The 21495-nt window shown below is 65.3% G+C and carries 12 protein-coding genes and 5 pseudogenes; 10 read left to right on the top strand and 7 right to left on the bottom strand.

Annotation, left to right across the window (positions count from 1 at the left end; genetic code table 11):
• Positions 1-62 precede the first annotated feature (62 nt).
• The 3 genes and pseudogenes from ACQ86E_RS22070 (at position 63) to ACQ86E_RS22080 (ending at position 5468) form a co-directional block, all read left to right on the top strand.
• Positions 63-647 carry a biliverdin-producing heme oxygenase gene (locus ACQ86E_RS22070; RefSeq protein WP_431201789.1) on the top strand — a complete coding sequence of 195 codons (585 nt, stop codon included), beginning with the start codon at positions 63-65 and terminating at the stop codon, positions 645-647.
• Positions 644-3187, top strand: a pseudogene (locus ACQ86E_RS22075) (HWE histidine kinase domain-containing protein). The gene ACQ86E_RS22070 and the pseudogene ACQ86E_RS22075 overlap by 4 nt, the downstream one beginning before the upstream one ends.
• 271 nt (positions 3188-3458) lie before the next feature.
• Entirely contained in the window at positions 3459-5468 is a 2010-nt protein-coding gene (locus tag ACQ86E_RS22080; protein ID WP_431201790.1) for a methyl-accepting chemotaxis protein, read from the top strand.
• Between the two features lie 57 nt (positions 5469-5525).
• On the opposite strand, the pseudogene ACQ86E_RS22085 reads toward ACQ86E_RS22080, so the two are convergent.
• Both ACQ86E_RS22085 and ACQ86E_RS22090 read right to left on the bottom strand, forming a co-directional pair.
• Positions 5526-6213: pseudogene (locus ACQ86E_RS22085) on the bottom strand (glutathione S-transferase family protein).
• A gap of 298 nt (positions 6214-6511) precedes the next feature.
• A pseudogene (locus ACQ86E_RS22090) lies at positions 6512-7641 on the bottom strand (site-specific DNA-methyltransferase).
• A gap of 412 nt (positions 7642-8053) precedes the next feature.
• On the opposite strand from ACQ86E_RS22090, the gene ypfJ reads away from it, so the two are divergent.
• Together ypfJ and moaB are read left to right on the top strand one after the other, a co-directional pair.
• A complete protein-coding gene (ypfJ, locus tag ACQ86E_RS22095; protein WP_431201791.1) occupies positions 8054-8986 on the top strand; it encodes a KPN_02809 family neutral zinc metallopeptidase in 933 nt (310 codons plus the stop codon).
• 139 nt (positions 8987-9125) lie between these two features.
• Entirely contained in the window at positions 9126-9686 is a 561-nt protein-coding gene (moaB, locus tag ACQ86E_RS22100) for a molybdenum cofactor biosynthesis protein B (protein WP_431201792.1), read from the top strand.
• Positions 9687-9879: 193 nt separating this feature from the next.
• On the opposite strand, the gene ACQ86E_RS22105 is transcribed toward moaB, so the two are convergent.
• On the bottom strand, positions 9880-10809 hold the full coding sequence (locus tag ACQ86E_RS22105; protein WP_431201793.1) for a bifunctional helix-turn-helix transcriptional regulator/GNAT family N-acetyltransferase: 930 nt from the start codon (positions 10807-10809) through the stop codon (positions 9880-9882).
• Positions 10810-10871: 62 nt separating this feature from the next.
• Positions 10872-11447, bottom strand: a complete 576-nt coding sequence (locus ACQ86E_RS22110) for a glycosyl transferase (RefSeq protein WP_151643269.1) — start codon at positions 11445-11447, stop codon at positions 10872-10874.
• Positions 11448-11779: 332 nt separating this feature from the next.
• On the opposite strand from ACQ86E_RS22110, the pseudogene ACQ86E_RS22115 reads away from it, so the two are divergent.
• A pseudogene (locus ACQ86E_RS22115) lies at positions 11780-12620 on the top strand (RMD1 family protein).
• Between the two features lie 34 nt (positions 12621-12654).
• On the opposite strand, the gene ACQ86E_RS22120 reads toward ACQ86E_RS22115, so the two are convergent.
• Positions 12655-13842 carry an acetate/propionate family kinase gene (locus ACQ86E_RS22120; RefSeq protein WP_431201794.1) on the bottom strand — a complete coding sequence of 396 codons (1188 nt, stop codon included), beginning with the start codon at positions 13840-13842 and terminating at the stop codon, positions 12655-12657.
• Positions 13843-13846: 4 nt separating this feature from the next.
• Positions 13847-16234, bottom strand: a complete 2388-nt coding sequence (locus ACQ86E_RS22125) for a phosphoketolase family protein (RefSeq protein ID WP_431201795.1) — start codon at positions 16232-16234, stop codon at positions 13847-13849.
• A gap of 210 nt (positions 16235-16444) precedes the next feature.
• Here ACQ86E_RS22125 and ACQ86E_RS22130 point away from each other — a divergent pair, with 210 nt between their 5' ends.
• The 4 genes and pseudogenes from ACQ86E_RS22130 to ACQ86E_RS22145 all read left to right on the top strand — a co-directional run bounded on the left by ACQ86E_RS22130 (position 16445) and on the right by ACQ86E_RS22145 (position 20567).
• A complete protein-coding gene (locus ACQ86E_RS22130; protein WP_431201796.1) occupies positions 16445-17620 on the top strand; it encodes a PA0069 family radical SAM protein in 1176 nt (391 codons plus the stop codon).
• A gap of 23 nt (positions 17621-17643) precedes the next feature.
• Entirely contained in the window at positions 17644-18099 is a 456-nt protein-coding gene (locus ACQ86E_RS22135) for a VOC family protein (RefSeq protein WP_431201797.1), read from the top strand.
• Positions 18100-18172: 73 nt separating this feature from the next.
• On the top strand, positions 18173-18958 hold the full coding sequence (locus ACQ86E_RS22140; protein WP_431201798.1) for a ribonuclease HII: 786 nt from the start codon (positions 18173-18175) through the stop codon (positions 18956-18958).
• Positions 18959-19057: 99 nt separating this feature from the next.
• Positions 19058-20567 (top strand): annotated as a pseudogene (locus ACQ86E_RS22145) (glycosyltransferase family 39 protein).
• 118 nt (positions 20568-20685) lie between these two features.
• Here the strand turns inward: ACQ86E_RS22145 and ACQ86E_RS22150 are convergent.
• The gene (locus tag ACQ86E_RS22150; protein ID WP_431201799.1) at positions 20686-21495 is read right to left on the bottom strand and encodes a uracil-DNA glycosylase; all 810 of its coding nucleotides are present in this window, start codon (positions 21493-21495) and stop codon (positions 20686-20688) included.

Consider the following 21495-nt stretch of genomic DNA (forward strand, 5'->3'; position numbering starts at 1 on the left):
CGCCGGCGTTTGGTGGGTTCCGGGGCAATAGCGCCCCCGGCATTGCGCGCGTCGGGAATTTCATGCTGGCTGGGGCTTCGGACGTTTCGACACATGTGGGCCGCAGCTTCCCCGGACTCCGCGAAAGACTAAGAGACGCCACTGCGGCTGCGCACCGGGACCTCGATGCGCAGCTGACGTCGTTCGATCTTGCCGCCTTGTCCGGCTATCGGCGTTTTCTGCAAGCCAGTGCCGGCGCGCTTTTGCCGCTCGAGGCGGCGCTCGTCGACGCTGGCGTTGCCAGGATGTTTCCGGACTGGTCGGAACGGTCGCGTAGCGCCGCGATTGCGGACGATCTCGGACGGCTCGGCAGCGCCGCGCAGTCCACGGTGTCGGTGCGGCCTCTGACACGAAGCGGTGTGCTCGGCACGATGTATGTGCTGGAGGGCTCCCGGCTCGGCGCCAAATTCCTGCTGAAGGCGGTCGCTGACGCTACAGATCCGCGCATCGGTGCGGCCACGGCCTATCTCAGCCATGGTGCCGGCCAGCGGCTCTGGCAGAGCTTCCTGGCGAAGCTTGGAGCCGAAGGTGCCTGCGACGAGGACGAAGCGATCGAGGCGGCAGGCGCAGCCTTCGCCGCGTTCGAGCAGGCGGCGGACCGCGCATGAACGAGGCGGTCAATCTCACCAATTGCGATCGCGAGCCGATCCACATCCCCGGCAGCGTGCAGCCGTTCGGATTCCTGCTGACGCTGCTATCCGATTTCACCATCTGCATGGCGTCGGACAATGCCGACAGCTTTCTTGGCGTCGAACTTTCCGATCTTTTGCGGCGACCGATCGCCGACGTCTTTTCGCCAGCCGCGATCGAGACGATCCGCAACCGTGTCGACCAGCTCAGCGGCCCTGATGCAACCGAGCGCGTGTTCGGCGTCGAGATCCAGTCCGGCAAGCCGCTCTACGATCTCTCGATCCATTTCTCCGGCGTCTATCTCGTCGTCGAGGCCGAGCCGAGCGTCATCGAGCCCGGCGTCAATTCCGGCGAGCTCGTGCGCCTGATGCTCGAACGTGTCCGCAAGACCCGGGGCATGACGGAGCTTGCCCGCGAGGCGGCGCGCCAGCTCAAGGTGCTCACGGGCTTCGACCGCGTCATGGTCTACCAGTTTCACCCGGACGGATCGGGCGAGGTGATCGCGGAAGCCGCGGGAGCCGGGCTCGAACGTTTTCTCGGGTTGCACTATCCGGCTTCCGACATTCCCAGGCAGGCGCGCATCCTCTATGAGCGCAACTGGCTCCGCATCATCGCCGACATCAACGCAAAGCCGGCCGCGCTGTCCTCGGTCGCCACGCACAATGCGGGTCTGCTCGATCTCTCCATGAGCGTGCTACGCTCGGTCTCGCCAATCCACATCGAATATCTGCGCAATATGGGCGTCGGCGCCTCGATGTCGGTGTCGATCCTGCGGGACGGCAAGCTCTGGGGCCTGTTTGCCTGCCATCATTACTCGCCGCGCTACATCTCCTTCGAAAAGCGCACGGCCTCCGAGCTGTTTGGGCAAATGTTTTCCTGGATCGTCGAGGGAAGGGAGCGCGAAAGCGGTGTCGCCTACGAGGCCCGCGCCCACAAGGTCCAGGAGCGGTTGATCGAAACCGCAGCAGCCCACGAACATAGTCGGCGCGCGATCGTCGATTTCGTCGGCGACTATCGCAAGATGATCGAATGTGACGGAGTCGCGGTCTGGTCCGACAACGAGATCACGCTCGACGGCGAGACGCCGACCGAGGAGGAAGTGAAGGAGCTCGTCACTTTCCTCAACCGGACCTCGCCAGGACGGATCTCTGCCAGCGCCGAGATTGCCAAGGTCTACGCGGCCGGCGAGTCCTTCCGGGACCGTGCCGCGGGCTTCCTCGCCATCCCGATTTCGCGGACCCCCGCGATTGCCTGATCTTCTTCCGGCGCGAGGTGCTGCGTTCCGTCAATTGGGCTGGCGCCCCTGAGAAGGTCTACGAGGAGGGCCCGAACGGCCCGCGCCTGACGCCGCGCAAGAGCTTCGAGCTGTGGCAGGAGACGGTGGCGGGCCAGTCGAAACCATGGTCCGCGGCCGATATCCGTATCGCCGAGGGCCTGCGTGTCACGCTGCTCGAGGTGATCCTGCAGATGTCCGATCTGGCGGCGCGCGAGCGTCGCGGCGCGCAGGAGCGGCAGGAGTTGATGATTGCCGAGCTCAACCATCGCGTCCGCAACATCCTCAGTCTGGTCCGGGCGCTGGTGGCGCAGAGCAAGGATACTGCCAAGAACGTCGAGGAATTCGCCAGTGTGCTTGGCGGCCGCATTCAAGCCCTGGCGCGCGCCCACGACCAGATCACAAACCTGAACTGGGCGCCGGTGGCGCTCCGCGCGCTGATCGAGATCCGAGGCCGGTGCCTATCTTGGCGCGCGCGCGGACCGCGTGAAGATCGACGGACCTGACGTGTCGCTCGATCCCCGGGCGTTCGCGACGCTGGCGCTCGTCGTCCACGAGATGATGACCAATTCCGCCAAATATGGCGCGCTCGCCGATTCCACCGGTCAGGTCGAGGTGGTGTGGCGTATCGACCCCAATTCGAGCCTCGAGATCGAGTGGAAGGAAAGCGGCGGTCCGCCCGTGCAGCCGCCGTCGCGGCGCGGCTTCGGGACCACCATCATCGAGCGCTCCGTTCCATTCGATCTCAAGGGCGAGGCCGAGATCCGTTTCGATCTGCTCGGCGTGCAGGCGAAGTTCGTCGTTCCACCAAACTTCGTCGCGTTGGTGACAGCAATCGCAGGAGCCGCAATGCGCGTCCAGGAACAGAAATCCACCCGTCCCCGCATTTCCGACACGGCGCTGATCGTCGAGGACAATCTCATCATCGCCATGGCGGCCGAGGTCATCCTGCTCGATCTCGGTGCCCGCCAGGTCGAAACGGCGGCGAGCGTCGACCAGGCGCTGCGCGCGATCGAGCGCGCGCGGCCGAGCTTCGCATTGCTCGATCTCAATCTCGGCAACGAGAACAGCATCAAGGTGGCGCAGAAGCTGAAGGAGATCGGCGTGCCCTTCATCTTCGCGACCGGCTATGGCGAGCGCGCGCCGATCCCGGCGGATCTGGCCTCGGCGCCGGTGGTTCAGAAGCCCTACACGCTGGAAGTGGTCGAGCATGCGCTCGGCAAATTGATGCCGGCGGGCGGCTAGCAAACGTTCAACCGGACGGGGTTTGCAGCGGGCTGCATAGACATGCGACGTACGCCGCATTCCTGCGCAACTGTCCATAAAATCAGCAAACATTGCGCGCTTCGTTGCGAGTCTGCGCGAAAATTTGGAAGGTTCAATTAACGAGTGTCCCGCATTGTGTCGCAGTGCAGCGTGGGTCGCCGAAAGTGACTCGCGGCTGCCAGGGGGGCCGTGACGATCGCCTGACGCGTTCGGCCGCTCGAATTCACATGCTTTTGGGTGGACAGTGGGAATGCCGAACTTTCGTTTGCGTATCAGGGGACGCCTGTACGCAGGTTTCATGGCCTTGGTGGCGGTTGGTCTCGTAATGGCGGTGGTCGCCATCTGGAATTTGAAGGCGGTCCAGGACCAGGTCGCAAGACAATCGGCGCTCTCTGACAGCACGGCGCGCGTACTGGAAATCTCGACCCATCTCCAGGCGATCCAGCGGGCCAATCTGAATTACGTCTACAACGGCAACGAAACCGCGATGAGAGAGGCGCAAGAGCGGGAGACCGCCGCGACCGAGCTGTTGTTGACCGGGGCCAAGGGCACGCTCTCGGAGGAGCGGAAGAATCTCTATGGCGGCCTGATCGACGACATCGCCAAGATGCGGCGCCTGCGTGACAATCTCGGCGATGCCGTCAACGAGGCGCGGACCGGCAAGGCGACGCTGCTGCCGAGCGGCGAGGACCTGGCCACCAAGATGGCCAAGCTGGTCGATGTCGCGCGCGCGGCCGTCGACGAAGACACCGCGTCTCTGGTCGCGGACCTCGAATCCAGGATCCTGCTCGTTCGGATTGCAAACTGGCGTTTCCTGGCCCTGCGCGATACGCAGGGCCCGGCAAATTTCCGCGCCAGCGTGGACAGGGCGGCGCAGCGGCTCACGGCGATCGAGAAAAGCCCGCAAGCGACGGAATTGCGCGCCACGCTCGCGCCTGTGAAGACCTCGCTCGGCGTCTATAAATCCGCATTCGAGACCACGTCTGCGGCGATGCTTCAGGCCGACGAGATCTACCAGAAGAGCCTCGCGCCGCTGATCGTCGAGAGCATCGCCAAGCTCAAGGTCGCGGAAACCGCCTTGAAGAAGGACTACAAGGATTCCCGTGCCAACGCCGAGGCGGTGATCGACGGGACGACGACCATCCAGGAGATCGCGGGCGGGCTCGCCATTCTGTTCGGGGTGATCGTCGCCTTTCTGATCGCCCGCAGCATCGTGGGGCCGCTGACCGCGATGACGCGCGCGATGGGACTGCTCGCCGGCGGCAATCTCGAGGTCGAGATCCCCGGGCGCGGCAAGGCCGACGAGATCGGCGACATGGCCAAGGCGATCGAGGTGTTCAAGACCAACATGATCGACACGGAGCGCATGCGCGCCGAGCAGGTGGAGGTCGAGGCGCGCCAGGCGGAAAGCCGCAAGGCCGACATGGTCCGGCTCGCCGATCAGTTCGAGCAGGCGGTCGGCGAGATCGTCAACACCGTATCGTCGGCGTCGCACCAGCTCGAGGCGTCTGCCGGGACGCTCACATCGACCGCGACGCGTGCGCAGGATCTGTCCACCGAAGTGGCGTCCGCCTCGCAGGAAGCCTCGGCAAACGTGCAGGCCGTCGCCTCGGCGACGGAAGAGCTGTCGTCCTCGGTCTCCGAGATTGCCCGTCAGGTGCAGGAATCCGCCCGTATCGCCGGCGAGGCCGTCGGGCAGGTGAGCAAGACCAACAACCGCGTCGGGGAGCTCTCCAAGGCGGCCGCCCGCATCGGCGACGTGGTCGAGCTGATCAGCACCATTGCCGGCCAGACCAATCTGCTGGCGCTGAACGCCACCATCGAGGCCGCGCGCGCCGGCGAAGCCGGCCGCGGCTTTGCCGTGGTCGCGTCCGAGGTCAAGGCTCTGGCCGAGCAGACCGCGAAGGCGACCGGCGAGATCGCCCAGCAGGTCTCCGGCATCCAGGCCGCGACCGAGGAGTCGGTCGGCTCGATCCGGGAAATCAGCGGCACCATCTCGCGGCTGTCGGAAATCTCCTCGACGGTTGCCGCCGCCGTGGAAGAGCAGGGCGCCGCCACGCAGGAAATCTCCCGCAACGTCCAGCAGGCCGCTCACGGCACGCAGCGGGTGTCGACCAATATCGGCGACGTGCAGCGCGGCGCGTCCGAGACCGGCTCGGCCTCCTCGCAAGTGCTCTCGGCGGCGCGCTCGCTGTCGTCGGACAGCAATCGCTTGAAGCAGGAAGTCGCAAGATTCCTGGAATCGGTCCACGCCGCCTGAGGTGAAAAGCAAAAGGCCACGCGCATGCGCGTGGCCTTGAACGGCAGCTTGTCGCGATCAGGCGACCTTGGTCGCCAAGTGCCTGAACATGTTGGCGCGCGCCTCCTCGTCCATCTCGGCCTTGAAGGTGAACTTGTCCTTCAGCGCGATTGCGCGGCTAGCTGCTGGCCGCGCCGAGATCTCGTCGACCAGCCGCTTCACGTTCGGGTATCGCGCAAAGGCGTCGTCGCCGAGCTTGAAGCGGCACCATCCGCGCCCAGCCCCACAGCGCCATGTCGACGATCGAATAGCTGTCGCCGACCATATAGCGGCGGCCTTCGAGGTGACCGTCGAGAATCTTGTAATGGCGATCGGTCTCGTACTGATAGCGGTTATGGGCGTAGTCGTGGTTCTGGTCCTTCGGCGCAAAGTGCTTGAAGTGCACGGCCTGGCCTGAATAGGGCCCGACGCCGGTGGCGATGAACATCAGCCATGACAGCGTCTCGCCGCGCACGCTGGCGGCGGGCAGGAATTTGCCGGTCTTCTCGGCGAGGTAGAGCAGGATGGCGTTGCTGTCGAACACGATCGTGCCGCTGTCGTCGATCGCGGGCACCTTGCCGTTCGGATTGACCTTCAGGTAGTCCGGCGCGAATTGGTCGCCCTTGCGGGTGTCGACCGCCACCGGCTCGAAGGGCAAGCCTGCCTCTTCGAGATAAAGCGCGACCTTGGTCGGGTTCGGCGATCCGTTGAAATAGAATTTGAGCATGTTTGTCTCCCCAATTCCCTTTTTAGAGAATGAACGCAGCGTCGTGTCCTCTCTGCCTGAACATGGGCTGCGGGCGCAACCGGCGAGTTTGCCGTGTGGTATCTGCGCGCGGCGCAGATCAGCCGGCGTAACAAAGGCCGATTGCCGCCGTAATGGCATGGCGCGCCGAACGACGACCACCGTCATTCGGGGGCGCGCCTCTTGGCGCGAGCCCGGAATCCATTGGGCCGCATCTGCTGTGGTTGGATGGATTCCGGGCTCTCGCTTCGCGAGCCCCGGAATGACGAGGGCGGGGGAACTATTCCGCGCCCATGCCGGCGCGGATCTCGGCGCGGAGCTCGTCGATCAGCTTGAGACCCTTCTTGGTCTCGACATGCCAGAAGGTCCAGCCGTTGCAGGCTTGCGCGCCTTGCGCCACGGCGCCCATGCGGTGGATCGAGCCGACCTTGTCGCCGAACATGATGGCGCCGTCGGCACGGACCAGTGCGCCGAACTTCTTCTTGGCGTCGAACAGCTTTGCGCCGGGCATGATCATGCCGCGTTCGATCAGTTCGGAGAAGGCCACGCGGGGGCTTCGCGCGCTGTCATGAACGGGGCGAGGCTTGCCTCCGGCAGCGGCTCGACCTTGGCGATGCGCGCTTCCGCCGCCTTCGCATAGGTCTTGTCGCGCTCGAAGCCGATATAGGAGCGGCCGAGGCGTTTTGCGACCGCGCCGGTCGTGCCGGTGCCGTTGAAGGGATCGATCACGAGGTCGCCGGGCTTCGACGACGACAGCAGCACACGGGCGAGCAGGCCTTCCGGCTTCTGCGTCGGATGCACCTTCTTGCCGTCGGCGCCCTTGAGGCGCTCCTCGCCGGTGCAGAGCGGGATCAGCCAGTCGGAGCGTGCCTGCACGTCCTCGTTCGCTGCCTTTAGCGCCTCGTAATTGAACGTGTAGCCCTTGGCCTTCTCGTCGCGCGCGGCCCAGATCATGGTCTCGTGCGCATTGGTGAAGCGGCGGCCGCGGAAATTCGGCATCGGATTCGATTTGCGCCAGACGATGTCGTTCAGGAGCCAGAAGCCGAGGTCCTGCATGATCGCGCCGACGCGGAAGATGTTGTGATAGGAGCCGATCACCCAGATCGTCGCCGACGGCTTCATCGCGCGGCGGGCGGCAAGCAGCCAGGCGCGGGTGAAATCGTCATAGGCGGAGAATGAATCGAACTTGTCCCAGTCGTCGTTGACGGCATCGACGTGCGATTCGTCGGGGCGCTTGAGATCGCCCTTGAGCTGGAGGTTATACGGCGGATCTGCGAACACCAGATCGACCGAACCAGCCTGAAGCTTCGACATCTCGGCGACGCAATCACCGAGGATGATGCGATGCGACGAAGACTCGAAATTTGTGCGGGGCGCCCTTGCAGACGCCCCGCGACGCGACTCTACCATGACTCAAGAACTCTGACTCAGGCGACGCTGTCGGCGACGCGGGACCAAACAACCGACTGACCGTTACAATGAAGCGGCAAAGTAAAAATCGACTTAACCCGCCGCTTTCGTGAGCAGGCCTCGTGTCGCGCGTTGTACGTGGTTCGTCGCGCGCATTCGCCGTGTTTTACAGTGTGTTTCGTGCGTCCTCGCGCTGCGGGAGTGGTCGGAGCGCTGGAAGACTTCAAATTACTCTCGGAAAAAAATGCACGACCCTCGGAAAAAATTGCTGGCATCGGCACGCTGCCGCACTAGGCAATAATTGCCGAGCGGGATATTGATTAACGCAATGGAAATTTTACGTGTCTGGCGCGTTGAGCTTTCGCTCTCCTGCGCCCAGGTGACGCCATCAAGGACTTAAGGGAAGCCCGCCATGCGCTACGATGATTTCCGCCGCAGCGACGACATCGAGGATCGTCGCGATGATGGCGGCGGCGGTGGTGGCGGAGGCGGGTTCGGCCTGCCGATGGGCGGCGGCGGGCTCGGCATCGGCACCATTATCGTGCTCGGGCTGGTCGGCTATGCTTTCGGCATCGATCCGCGCATCCTGATCGGCGGCGCCGAGATCCTCACCGGCGGCGGCCAGGCGCCCTCCTACCAGACCGATCGCCAGTCGACCTCCGCAAAGCGCGGCGCGCCGACCGACGAGATGGGCAGCATGATCTCCGGCATCCTCGGCGAGATCGACGACCGCTGGAGCGAGATCTTCCAGGCCAGCGGCCAGAACTACACCGGTCCAAAGATCGTCCTGTTCCGCAACGCCACCAATGGCGGCCGCTGCGGCCGGGCAGAGTCGGCGATGGGCCCGTTCTATTGTCCGCCGGATCGCACGATCTTCCTCGATACCAATTTCTTCCGCGAGGTCGAGACACGCTTCCGCGGCTGCTCCGGCAAGTCCGCCTGTAACTTCACCACGGCCTACATCATTGCGCACGAGGCCGGACATCACATCCAGAACCTGCTCGGCATCATTCCGCGCGTGACGCGGATGCAGCAGCAGGCCGGCAGCAAGGCCGAGGCCAACGCGCTCCAGGTCAAGGTGGAGCTGCAGGCCGACTGCCTCTCCGGCGTCTGGGTCAACCGCGAGGCGAAGAAGCGGCCGAACTTCCTCGAGCCGGGCGACATCGACGCCGCGCTGACCACGGCCAGTGCGATCGGCGACGACACGCTGCAGCGCCAGTCCACGGGACGCGTCGTGCCCGATTCCTTCACCCACGGCTCGGCGGCGCAACGCAAGCAGTGGTTCATGACCGGCTACCAGCAGGGCACGGTGCAGGCCTGCAACACGTTCGGCGGCGGCTCGTAGGAGTTATCCGTCATCCTGAGGTGCTCGCCTCTTGACGAGCCTCGAAGGATGACGAGCCCGTAGCCCATCCTTCGAGGCGCGCTTGCGCGCGCTCCTCAGGGATGACGGCGTGGGCTGGGGAAGCAGGAGTGAAGTCGCGATGTCCATCGACGAAACGAAGCAGTTCATCCCGCTCAACATCGCGGTGCTCACCGTCTCCGACACGCGCGCGCTTGCCGATGACAAGTCCGGTCAGACGCTGGCCGATCGCCTCACCGAGGCGGGCCATCATCTTGCCGCGCGCGAGATCGTCACCGACGATGTCGAGGCGATCCGGGCCGTGATCCGCCGCTGGATCGCGGATGCCGGCATCGACGTCGTCATCACCACCGGCGGCACCGGCTTCACCGGGCGCGATGTCACGCCGGAGGCGATCGAGCCCTTGTTCGAGAAGCGCATGGACGGCTTTTCAATCGCCTTCCACATGATGAGCCACGCCAAGATCGGAACGTCGACGATCCAGAGCCGCGCGACCGCGGGCGTTGCGGGCGCGACCTACATCTTCTGCCTGCCCGGTTCGCCCGGCGCCTGTCGCGACGGCTGGGACGGCATCCTCAAACCCCAGCTCGACTACCGCACGCGTCCCTGCAATTTCGTCGAGATCATGCCGCGGCTGGACGAACATCTGCGCAGGCCCAAGGCACAGGGCGCGACGGTGTAGTTGCTTGCTTACTTCCCTTCCCCCTTGCAGGGGAAGGTGGCGCGAAGCGCCGGATGAGGGGTATCTATCCACTTGCACGGATGTTCGCGGAGACATACCCCTCACCCAACTGAACCCGCGTCGACCAGCTTCGCTGCCCTCTCCCGCAAGGGGCGAGGGCACATTCATGCGCATCGCGCCCGCTGCGAGATCATCACAGATCCCGCTCCCAGGTCTCGCCCACCAAATCTTGCCCGAAGCTGTGATGCGGCTCAGTGGCGACCAGCCTGAAGCCCGCTCTTTGATAGATGCCGCGTGCGGCGACCAGGATGCTCTGGGTCCACAGCGTCATCCTGCTGTAGCCTCGTTCGCGAGCGCCCTGGATGCATTGCTCGACCAGCGCGCGGCCGACACCGAGCCCGCGCGCTTTCTTCTCGACCTGCAGCAGGCGGAGCTTGGCGATCTCGTCCGTGGCCTTGACCAGAAAGATCGAGCCGATCGGCTCGCCGCCGGCTTCCGCGATCCAGCAGTGCTCACGCGCAGGGTCGTAGTTCCTGATGAAATGTGCGCAGATTTCGGCGACGAGCGACTCGTAGCTGATGTCCCAGTTGTAATCCGCGGCATAGGCGGAGGCCTGCCGCGAGATGACCCAGCCCATGTCGCCGATGCGGTGGCTGCGCAGCATGAACGCTGCGGGCTGGCTCCGACGCGGCTCCAGCACGTCCTCGATGGTTGCCATGGCTTGCGTGAGCCGCGTTGCATCTCCGGCCGAAAGCGGAGCCAGCATTGCGGCGACCTCGTTTTGCGAGCCGAGGTTCAGCTTGGCGAAGGTCTGGCGCCCCTTGGCGGTGAGGCTGAGCTGGTATTGCCGGCGGTCTGCGGGCAGCGGCCTTCGCGTGATCAGTCCCTTCTCGTCGAAGCTTTGGACGATGCGGCTGAGATAGCCGGGATCAAGACCAAGCTCGTTTCCGATCTCTTTTGCCGCAAGGTCGTCGCGATGCGCGAGTTCGTAGAGCACGCGGGCTTCGCTGAGCGAAAACGGACTCTTGCCGAGATGCTGGTCGAGCACGCCAAGCTTGCGGGTATAAAAGCGGTTGAAGGCGCGCACCGCTGCGATGTGGTCGTCGGTCCCGTTGGTCGGCATGCTTCACCTCGATATTTGCCATAGTCAAATAATTATTTGACGTTGGCAAGTATCGTGTGGCCTCACCCGACCATGACGATCCGGCTGCGGAGCATGGTGCGGGAGGAGCGGCCGAGCCGCCGCAGCAGCCGTGCCTCGGAACGGCGGGCCTGGGGCGGGTAGCCGCCGATCCGGTCGTAATGGTCACGCGCGATCAAAAGTCCCTGATCGCCCAGCGGACCAACCAGCTTGCGCACGACGGCGCGGAGCATGTCGCGGAATCCGGTATCGGCGTAAGGAGAGCGCGCATAGCGGAACACCGCGGCACGGTCCCGGCCACTGGTGGAGACCGCCTGGATGAACTGTGTGGTCTCCTCGATCCAGCCGGTTTCCAGCACCGCGCCGGCGGGCAGGAACATCAGCCAGGGCGAGCGGGCCTGGAGCGCGCCGGCGGCCAGCGCCGCGCCCTGCGAGGAGCCCTCGAAGCCGACGAAACGGCAGCCCGCGACGTCGGCAACGCGCTCGATGACGCCGTTGCGGGTGCCGTCGATCAAAAGCACTTCCCGGATGATGCCGGCCGCGGCACCGGGGACCAGCGCCGCCAGGGTGGCGACCGCCGTTTGCTCGACGCCTTCGGTCGGTATGATGACGCTCAGCATATTTGAGGCTTCGGTGTCTGCACTTCGGGAGAAGCGTAGCTTGTTATGATGTTGTCATAAACCCGCGGCTTGGCCGAGTGCAACTTTTCGGCCGCGCTTCGGGGAGCAATGGTAAACTGCCGGAGCAATCGCATCCGAATATGTCCCGCGCGGGGTGGCAATGTTGCCGAATATTTCGGCGTAAGCCCCGCCTTAATGATCTTAACCCGGAATTTCGTTCCTATATTGCGCGACATGCAGGCAGATCGCAATCCTGCAAGAAGAGCATGCGAGCGGGACGAAGGCCGGAAATGGGAAAATCCTGCAATGCGTGTTGCTGACGAGAGCTTCGCATGAACGCCGATCGACTTGCTGTCAGCCTGACGTCGACGCCCCCGAAGCCGGATGCCGCGCCGACGTTGCGGATCCGCGCCGTGATGCTGGGTGAACGCATCAATCCCTCCGGGCTCGAGATCGGTGCGCCTGTCTCCTCGACGCCCGCCGCCTTTCGCGTCCATGCCGGACTCGCCGTCATCTTCCGCTACGGCGTCGTGGTGCTGATCGGCCTGCTTCCTTCCGAAGAGAAGGTTCTGGTCGACAGCCTGAAGTCCCGCGTGACCGGCGAACTCAGCCCCTATGAGGAAGAGATCGCCCAGGCGCAGCTCTGCAAGGATGAAAGCGCCGAGGTGATCCAGCCGGGCGGGCCGATCTGCCTTGCCAAATTTTCCGACGATCGGCTGCTGATCGTTGCGGACGCGCTCGCCAAGAGCACCTCGCTCGCCCGCGACGAGCGGCGCGTCGCCGCGGTCTTCGACGTGATCGAGCCCTTTGCCCGCGAACTCGCGGAGCACGGCCGCACGCCGCGCCGCCGCAAGGGAATCCTGCAACTGATCGGCAACGCGCTTCTGGTGCAGCAGCGCGTCGCGGGCCGCGTTGCGGTGGCCGAGAAACCCGACGTGCTCTGGGAGAAGCCCGAGCTCGACCGGCTCTATGCCCGTCTCGAAGACGAGTACGAACTGAAAGAGCGTCTCGACACGGCTCGAGCGCAAGCTCACCGCGGTGTCGGAGACCGCCAACGCACTGACCGACATCATCGACACCCAGCGCTCGCTGCGCCTCGAGATCGCGGTGGTGGTTCTGATCGTGATCGAGGTGGCGATCGGCTGTTTTCAGATTCTTGCGGGGATGCATTAAGAGCGGGCTGCGCATTGCAGTGCGGCCGCCCATTTCATTCTGCGTTCAGCACCGTCTTGCAATGCCGCGCGATCGTCAGTTCCTCATTCGTCGGAATGACGAACGTCTCCACAGAGCTGTCGCTGCTGTTGATGCGCTCGCGCGCCGTGTCGTTGGCGACGGGATCGATGCGCACGCCGAGCCAGGCGAGCCGCTCGCCGATCGCGCTGCGGATCTCCTTCGCATGCTCGCCGATGCCGCCGGTGAACACGAGGCAGTCCAGCCCCTGGAGCGTGTTCGCCATCACCGCGACCTCCTGCGCCGCGCGGAAGGTGAAGAGATCGATCGCCTCGTGCGCGGCGGGATCGCGGCTTGCGAGTAGCGTGCGCATGTCGGAGGAGAGCCCGGATACGCCGAGCAGGCCGGACTCGTGATAGAGCAGGTGCTGCACCGCCTCGACGGACATCTTTTCGTGCTGTTGCAGATAGAGCAACACGCCGGGATCGATCGCGCCGCAGCGGGTGCCCATCACGAGGCCGTCGAGCGGCGTCAATCCCATCGTGGTGTCGACGCTGCGGCCATCGCGCAGCGCGCACAGGCTCGCGCCATTGCCGAGATGCGCGACGACCGTGCGCCTGGCTGCGAGGTTCGGCGCGATTTCGGCGAGACGGCCCGCGACATATTCGAACGACAGCCCATGAAAGCCGTAGCGCCGGACGCCGCGCGCCTCGAAGCGCCGCGGGATGGCAAAGCTGCTCGCGGGCGGCGCGAGGCCGTGGTGAAAGGCGGTATCGAAACAGGCGATCTGCGTCAGAGCGGGTTGGATCGCCCTGATGGTGCGGACCGGCGCGAGGCAGCGGGGCTGATGCAACGGCGCCAACGGCGTCAGCGCCTCCAGCTTCGCGGTGACCTCTTCCGTCAATTCGACCGGACCGGAATAATCCGGCCCGCCATGAACGATGCGATGGCCGACGGCACCCAACCGGCCTTTGCCGAAATGGTCCTCGATGAAACCTAGCACGTCGGCGAACAGATGACCGCTGTCCGCATCCGACGCCTCTCTCCGCGTCTCGAACAGGTCTTCGCCGGCGGGGTCTTTCACGACGAGCCGGGGCCTGGCCTCGTGCTCGTCGAGCAGGCCGCTGCAGAGCAGGACAGGCTCGGCCGCCGAGATGTCGAACAGGCCGAACTTGATGCTCGACGATCCCGAATTGAGGACGAGGACTGAGGCCGATGCCGGCATGATGTCAGCCCGTCTTGCCCGGCCAGGCCCAGTCGCGGATCTCAGGCATGTCCTCGCCATGCTCGCGAATGTAGCGCGAATGTTCGATCAGCGCGTCGCGGAACTGCTGCTTCACAGCCGCGGCTTTGACCGCAAGGCCCGGCACGCGTTCGATCGCCTCGATCGCGAGGTGATAGCGGTCGAGCTCGTTGAGCACCACCATGTCGAACGGCGTGGTCGTGGTGCCTTCTTCGATGAAGCCGCGCACGTGCAGGCCGGCATGGTTGGTTCGATTATAGGTCAACCGGTGAATCAGATGGGGATAGCCGTGATAGGCGAAGATCACCGGCTTGTCTGACGTGAACAGGCCGTCGAAGTCGCGATCGCTGAGCCCATGCGGATGCTGCTCCTTCGGCTGCAGCGTCGTGAGGTCGACGACGTTGACGACGCGGATTTTCAGATCGGGCAACGCCTTGCGCAAGAGATCGACGGCGGCGAGCGTCTCCAGTGTCGGCACGTCGCCGGCGCAGGCCATCACCACATCGGGTTCGCTGCCCGCGTCCTCGTTGCCGGCCCAGCTCCAGATGCCGATGCCGGCATCGCAATGCGTGGAGGCGTCCTGCATCGACAGCCATTGCGGCGCCGGCTGCTTGCCGGCGACGATCACGTTGATGCGGTTGTAGGTGCGCAGGCAGTGATCGGCGATCCAGAGCAGCGTGTTGGCATCCGGCGGGAAATAGATGCGGACGATATCGGCCTTCTTGTTGGCGACGAGATCGACGAAGCCGGGGTCCTGATGGCTGAAGCCGTTGTGGTCCTGTCGCCAGACATGCGAGGTCAGGAGATAGTTCAGTGAGGCGATCGGGCGCCGCCAAGGCAGATGCCGCGTCACCTTGAGCCATTTGGCGTGCTGGTTGAACATGGAATCCACGATGTGGATGAACGCCTCGTAGCACGAGAAGAAGCCGTGGCGACCGGTGAGGAGGTAGCCTTCGAGCCAGCCCTGGCAGAGATGCTCGCTGAGGACCTCCATCACGCGGCCGTCCTGCGCGAGGTGCACGTCGTAGGGTTCGATCGGCTCCATCCAGACCCGCTCGGTTTCCTCGAACACCGCGTCGAGCCGGTTTGACGCCGTCTCGTCCGGACCCACGATGCGGAAATTGCGCTCGGCGGCATTGAGGCGAATGACGTCGCGCAGGAATTTGCCGAGCTCGCGCGTTGCTTCTCCCGTGACACTGCCGGGCTGCGGCACCTCGACCGCGAAGCTGCGGAAATCCGGCAGCTTCAGTTCCTTCTTCAACAGCCCGCCATTGGCGTGCGGATTGGCGCCCATGCGGCGATTGCCCTCGGGCGCCAGCGCCTGAAGCTCGGGGATCAGTGCGCCGCTCGCGTCGAACAGCTTTTCGGGCTCGTAGCTGCGCATCCAGTCTTCGAGAATCTTCAGATGCGCCGGATTCTCGCGACAGCTTGCAACCGGCACCTGATGCGCCCGCCAGAAGCCCTCGACCTTCTTGCCGTCGACCTCTTTCGGACCTGTCCAGCCCTTCGGGCTGCGCAGCACGATCATCGGCCAGCGTGGTCGCTCGACGCTCTTGCGGCCGTCGCGGGCGTGCTGCTGGATCGAGCGGATGCTGGCGAACGCGACGTCGAACGCATCCGCCATGGCCTGGTGCATTACCTTGGGATCGTCGCCCTCGACGAACAGTGGCTCGTGGCCGAATCCGCGGAAGAGATCGCGGATCTCCTCGTCGCGCATCCGCCCGAGCACGGTCGGGTTGGCGATCTTGTAGCCGTTGAGGTGCAGGATCGGCAGCACCGCGCCGTCGTGCACGGGATTGAGGAACTTGTTGGAGTGCCAGGACGCCGCCAGCGGGCCGGTCTCGGCCTCGCCGTCGCCGACGACGCAGGCGACGATCAGGTCGGGATTGTCGAACGCGGCGCCATAGGCGTGCACCAGCGCATAGCCGAGCTCGCCGCCCTCGTGGATCGAGCCCGGCGTTTCCGGCGCTGCATGGCTCGGAATGCCGCCGGGGAAGGAAAACTGCCTGAACAGCTTGCGCAATCCGTCCGTATCGCGCGCGATGTTCGGGTAGATCTCGCTGTAGCTGCCTTCGAGATAGGTGTTGGCGACCATGCCGGGGCCGCCATGGCCGGGACCGCAGACATAGAGCACGCTCAGATCCAGCGCGCGGATGACGCGGTTGAGATGGGCGTAGATGAAATTCAGACCGGGGGTCGTGCCCCAATGGCCGAGCAAACGCGGCTTGATATGCTCGGGCCGCAAGGGCTCGCGCAGCAGAGGGTTATCGAGCAGATAGATCTGCCCGACGGAGAGGTAGTTGGCGGCGCGCCAGTAGCGATCGAGCAGATCGAGGTCGCTGTGCGCCAAGCCCGATTGTTGTTGATTTTTCATATTCTGCCGACTTTCACCCCAGCGACCGTCACCAACTTTGTTCCGGCACGATTGATCCCTGTCCGCCATCAAACGGGATGGCCGTGACGGGCGTGTTGCGTGATGTCAAAAGACCGAGCCCGAAATTTAGGCGGCTACTGTGCATGGGGTTGTTTTCCAGCTTTTCGTTCTTGTTCTTGATTTGTTCCAGTTGCGTGCTATCTTGGCTTCATGAGTCGAGCATCCTCTCGTGCCCTCAAGCACCCGCCGGTCACGGCGCCCTCCGAGCCGGCGGGTGCGCCTTCCGATTTTCCCGCCGCTTTCCCCGAACTGGCTGTCGCCATCGACAGCCAGCGCAGGCGCGGGCGGGGCGCGCAATCCAACGCCAGCGGCCGCTATGAGGCCGAGGCGCGGGTCGCCTTCGACGATGGCTGGCAGAGCCTGGAAGAGCTGCCGCCGTTCAAGACCTCGGTGGCCGTCGACACCTCGCGCAAGGTGATCACCCGCAACGAGTCGCCCGACATCGGCTTCGACCGCTCGATCAATCCCTATCGCGGCTGTGAGCACGGCTGCGTCTACTGCTTCGCGCGTCCGACTCATGCCTATCTCGGCCTGTCGCCGGGGCTCGACTTCGAGTCGAAACTGTTCGTCAAGCCGGAGGCGCCGGCGCTGCTCGAAAAGGAGCTGGCCGCACCCGGCTACGAGCCGCGGATGATCGCGATCGGCACCAACACCGATCCCTATCAGCCGATCGAGCGCGAGCGAAAGATCATGCGCGGCATTCTGGAGGTGCTGGAGCGCGCCGGCCATCCCGTCGGCATCGTCACCAAATCGGCGTTGGTGACGCGCGACATCGACATTTTGTCGCGTATGGCCAAGCGCAACCTGGCCAAGGTCGCTATATCGGTGACCTCACTCGATCCGAAATTGGCGCGCACGATGGAGCCGCGGGCGTCGACGCCGTCGAAGCGGCTGGAAGCACTGAAGCAGCTCTCGGAAGCCGGCATTCCCACCACCGTCATGGTCGCGCCCGTGATCCCAGCGCTGAACGATTCCGAGATGGAGCGCATTCTGGATGCGGCGGCCCACGCCGGCGTCAAGCAAGCCTCTTACATACTGCTGCGGCTGCCGCTGGAGGTGCGCGATCTCTTCCGCGAATGGCTGATGGCGAACTATCCGGACCGCTACCGCCACGTCTTCACGCTGATCCGCGACATGCGTGGCGGCCGCGACTACGACGCAAAATGGGGCGAGCGGATGAAGGGCACCGGCCCGATGGCCTGGACCATCGGCCGCCGCTTCGAGATCGCCTGCGACAGGCTCGGACTCAACAAGCGCCGTGCGAAGCTGACGACGGATCACTTTGCGAGGCCGAAGCCTGACGGCGCTCAGCTCAGCCTGTTCTAGTACGAATGCAAACGAGGCGTAACATGAGTAAGGACGTTCCGGGCCCGGTTCCGCGGCTCACAGTCATCACGCTGGGCGTGAGCGACATCAGCGCCAGCATCGCCTTTTACGACGGGCTCGGTTTCTCGCGCCGCCTGAAGGCGACCGGCGAGGCCGTTGCCTTCTTCGACACCGGCGGTCCGGTGCTCGCACTGTTTCCCTGGGATCAGCTCGCGGCGGACGCCGTCTCGCCGGACGAGCCGAGGCCAACGACCTTCCGCGGCATGACGCTGGCCTGGAACTGTGCCACGCGCGAGGAGGTCGACACGGTGCTCGCCTTCGCCGTTGGCAAGGGCGCTGCGCTGCTGAAGCCCGCGCACGAGACCGACTATGGCGGCTATTCCGGTTATTTTGCCGATCCCGACGGCCATCCCTGGGAAGTCGTGGTCGCGCCGGGTATCGAGGTGGGAGAGGATCGCCGGGTGCATCTGGCGGAGTAGGCTGGCCTGAATAGCGGGAATTGTCCGGGGTTCCCGGTTGCGCAAGCAACGCCTCTTGCGCACGATCCCGGCCATGATTCGGGACAAGTCCGCCGGGAAGCCAGCCAAAGACGCGCCAAAGAAGGACGCCGGCAAGAGGGCCGCGCCCGCGAAGGCGAGCTTTCGCCGCGAGCGCGCGCTGATCAAGCGCGGCGTGTGGCCGATTGCGGGCTGCGACGAGGCCGGCCGCGGGCCGCTGGCAGGTCCCGTGGTGGCGGCGGCCGTCATCCTCGACCCCGACCGCATCCCCCGCGGTATCGACGATTCCAAGCGGCTCTCGGCCGAGGAGCGCGAAAAGCTGTTCGACAGGATCTGCGCGACCGCGCAGGTCTCGGTCGCCGTCGCTTCGCGCGCCCGGATCGACCGCGACAACATCCTGCGCGCCTCGCTATGGGCCCTGAAGCGCGCCGTGGTGGCGCTGCCCGAGCAGCCCAGGCATGTCTTCGTCGACGGCCGCGACCGGCTCGACACCGAATGCGATTGCGAGGCCGTGATCGGCGGCGATGGTATCGTGCTGTCGATCGCCGCGGCCTCAATCGTCGCCAAGGTGACCCGCGACCGGCTGATGTGTGCGCTGGCGCAGGACTGCCCGGGCTACGGTTTCGAGCAGCACAAGGGTTACGGCGTTCCCGACCATCTCGACGCGCTGAACCGCCTCGGCCCGACCGTCCACCACCGCAGCTTCTTTGCTCCCGTCGCCGCCGCGCGCGCCAAGCACATGCCCTGGACCGTCCAGCCGGTGCGGGACCTGTTTGCCGTCACCGAGGTCGAACTGCAGGTGGAAGCAGCCACCGAAATCGATGCGTCCCTCGGGCTCTAGAGCAGACTGGCGTTGCCACGACGCGTCACGCCCTTTATCAAAACAGGCGTGAGCGAATAGGGCCGGCTGGACGGGTTGGCTGCATCTTTCAGGCGTTGCATGCGGTTTACCTCCCTGGTCATCGAGCTCATTCGCGCCCGGCCGCGGCTGATCGTGTGGATCGCCGTGCTGCTGCAGGCAGCGATGTGGCTGTTCGTGGCGCTGGTGTTTTATCGCAGCCCGCCCGGCAGCCTCGCGACGCTGCTGGCGTTCGGTCGCGAGTACCAGGTCGGCACGGATCTTGGGCCTCCCTTGCCGGTCTGGCTGGCCGACATCGCCTATCGCGCCGCCGGCGGCCACATGTTCGGTGTCTATCTGCTGGCCGAGCTCTGCGAGGTCGCGACCTTCATCGCGCTCTATCATCTCTCCCGCGCCGTGGTCGGCTCGCAGCAGGCGGTGCTCGCCGTGCTCTTGACCATGACGGTGCTGGCCTTCTCTTCGTCCGCACTCGACTTCGGCCCGCTGGTGCTGGCGCGGCCGCTGTGGGCGCTGCTGCTGCTGCATTCCTGGCAGATCATCGGCCAGCGCCGCGGCAATGCCTGGTTTGCCTGGTCGATCGAGGCCGGCCTCCTGCTGCTCACCAGCGCCTGCGGCGATCTACCTTCTCTTGTTGATTGTCGTCTTCGCGCTTGCGACCGCCGGCGGCCGTCGCACGCTGCGCGCGCTCGATCCGCTGTTTGCCCTGATCGTCGTCGCCGTGCTGGCGCTGCCCTATGCGGTCTGGCTGATGCGGGCCGAGACGCTCGTCCTGCCGGCCCTGCCTGAGGTCGCAGAGCTGAACGCCCGCGCGATCCATGTGGCATGGTTGCTCGGTGGCCTCGTGCTCGGGGCCGCTGCGATCCCGGCGCTGACCTTCCTCAACACCGGCCTGTTCGTCGCCAAGGGCGAGGAGGCGCCGATCATCTATCGCCCGCCGGTCGAACCGCTCGCGCGCAACTTCGTCTACTTCTTCGCGCTGGCGCCAGCGCTCGGCGCGGTGCTGATCTCGGGCCTGCTCGGGCTCGATTCCGTCGTCGGCGGCGCCGGTGTCGTGCTGGTCATGTCCGGGCTGGCGGTGGTCGTGGCGGCCGGCGACCTCATCGCGATGCGCCGCGCGCGGATGCTGCGCATGGTGTGGGCCGCCGCCGTCGCGGCGCCCGCCGCCGGTGTCGTGCTTGCCGTGCTGTTCCTGCCATGGACCGGCGCAGGCGAGATCGCGACCTCGATGCCGGCCCGCGCGATCTCGGATTTCTTCGACGAGAGCTTTGCCCGCCGCACTAACCATCGCCTGCGCGCGGTCGCCGGCGAGACCCAGCTTGCGAGCCTGATCACGCTGCATTCCGGCCGCCCGCATCTCTTCATCGATGCCCAGCCCGCGCGCACGCCGTGGATCAACCAGGCCAAGTTCAGCGAGACCGGCGGCGTCGTGGTCTGGCGCGCCTCCGATACAGCCGGCACGCCGCCGCTGGACATCCTCGCGCGCTTCCCCGGCATCGTGCCCGAGGTGCCGCGCGCCTTCGAATGGCTGGTGACCGGCCGCCAGCAACTCTTGCGCGTCGGCTGGGCCATCGTGCGGCCGAAGGGGAGCTGACACTCTTTCCGTCGTCATTGCGAGCGTAGCGAAGCAATCCAGAATCTTTCCACGGAAATAGTCTGGATTGCTTCGTCGCTGCGCTCCTCGCAATGACGGGGAGGGAGCATTCTGCCCCTTACGACCCCGCCAGCACCTTCGCGATCGCCCGCAGATCCTGCCAGGCCAGCCGCTTGTAGGATGGCGAGCGCAACAGATAGGCCGGGTGGAACGTCGGCAGTGCGCGGATCGTGCGCCCGCCCGTCTCGTAGTCGAACCAGCGGCCGCGGGTGCGCATGATGCCTTCGCGGGTCGAGAGCAATGTCTGCGTCGAGGGATTGCCCAGCGTCACCAGCACATCCGGGTTCACCAGTTCGATCTGACGCTGGATGAAGGGCAGGCAGATTTGCGTTTCCTGCGGCGTCGGTGTGCGATTGCCCGGTGGCCGCCATGGAATCACGTTGGCGATGTAGGCCGTGGAGCGGTTGAGGCCGATCGCACCGATCATGAGGTCGAGCAGCTTGCCGCTGCGCCCGACGAAGGGCAGCCCTTCGATGTCTTCATCGCGGCCCGGCGCCTCGCCGACGAACATGATGCGCGCCTGCGGATTGCCGTCGGCGAACACCAGCCGCGTCGCGGTGTGTTTCAGCGCGCAGCCCTCGAAACCCTGCATCAGCTCGCGCAGCGCCTCCAGAGTCGGCGCGGTCCGCGCAGCCTCGCGTGCCGAAGCAATCGCGACGTCGGGCGCGGGTGTGGCCTCGCCGCGCATCACCGCAGGCGCGGCAACAGGCCGTGGCGCCTCGACCGGCGGTGCCGCGCGCGGGACGGGAGGCGGAGCGTCCAATTCCGCCAGGCGGTCGATCGGTTCCTCCGCGAGCGCGCAATCGACTCCAGCCTCCAGATAGAAGGCGAGCAGCTCGCGGACGGTGGGTGCGGGTTCGGGCATCAT

It is taken from the genome of Bradyrhizobium betae (genome assembly GCF_050632175.1).
Taxonomy (GTDB): Bacteria; Pseudomonadota; Alphaproteobacteria; order Rhizobiales; family Xanthobacteraceae; genus Bradyrhizobium; species Bradyrhizobium betae_B.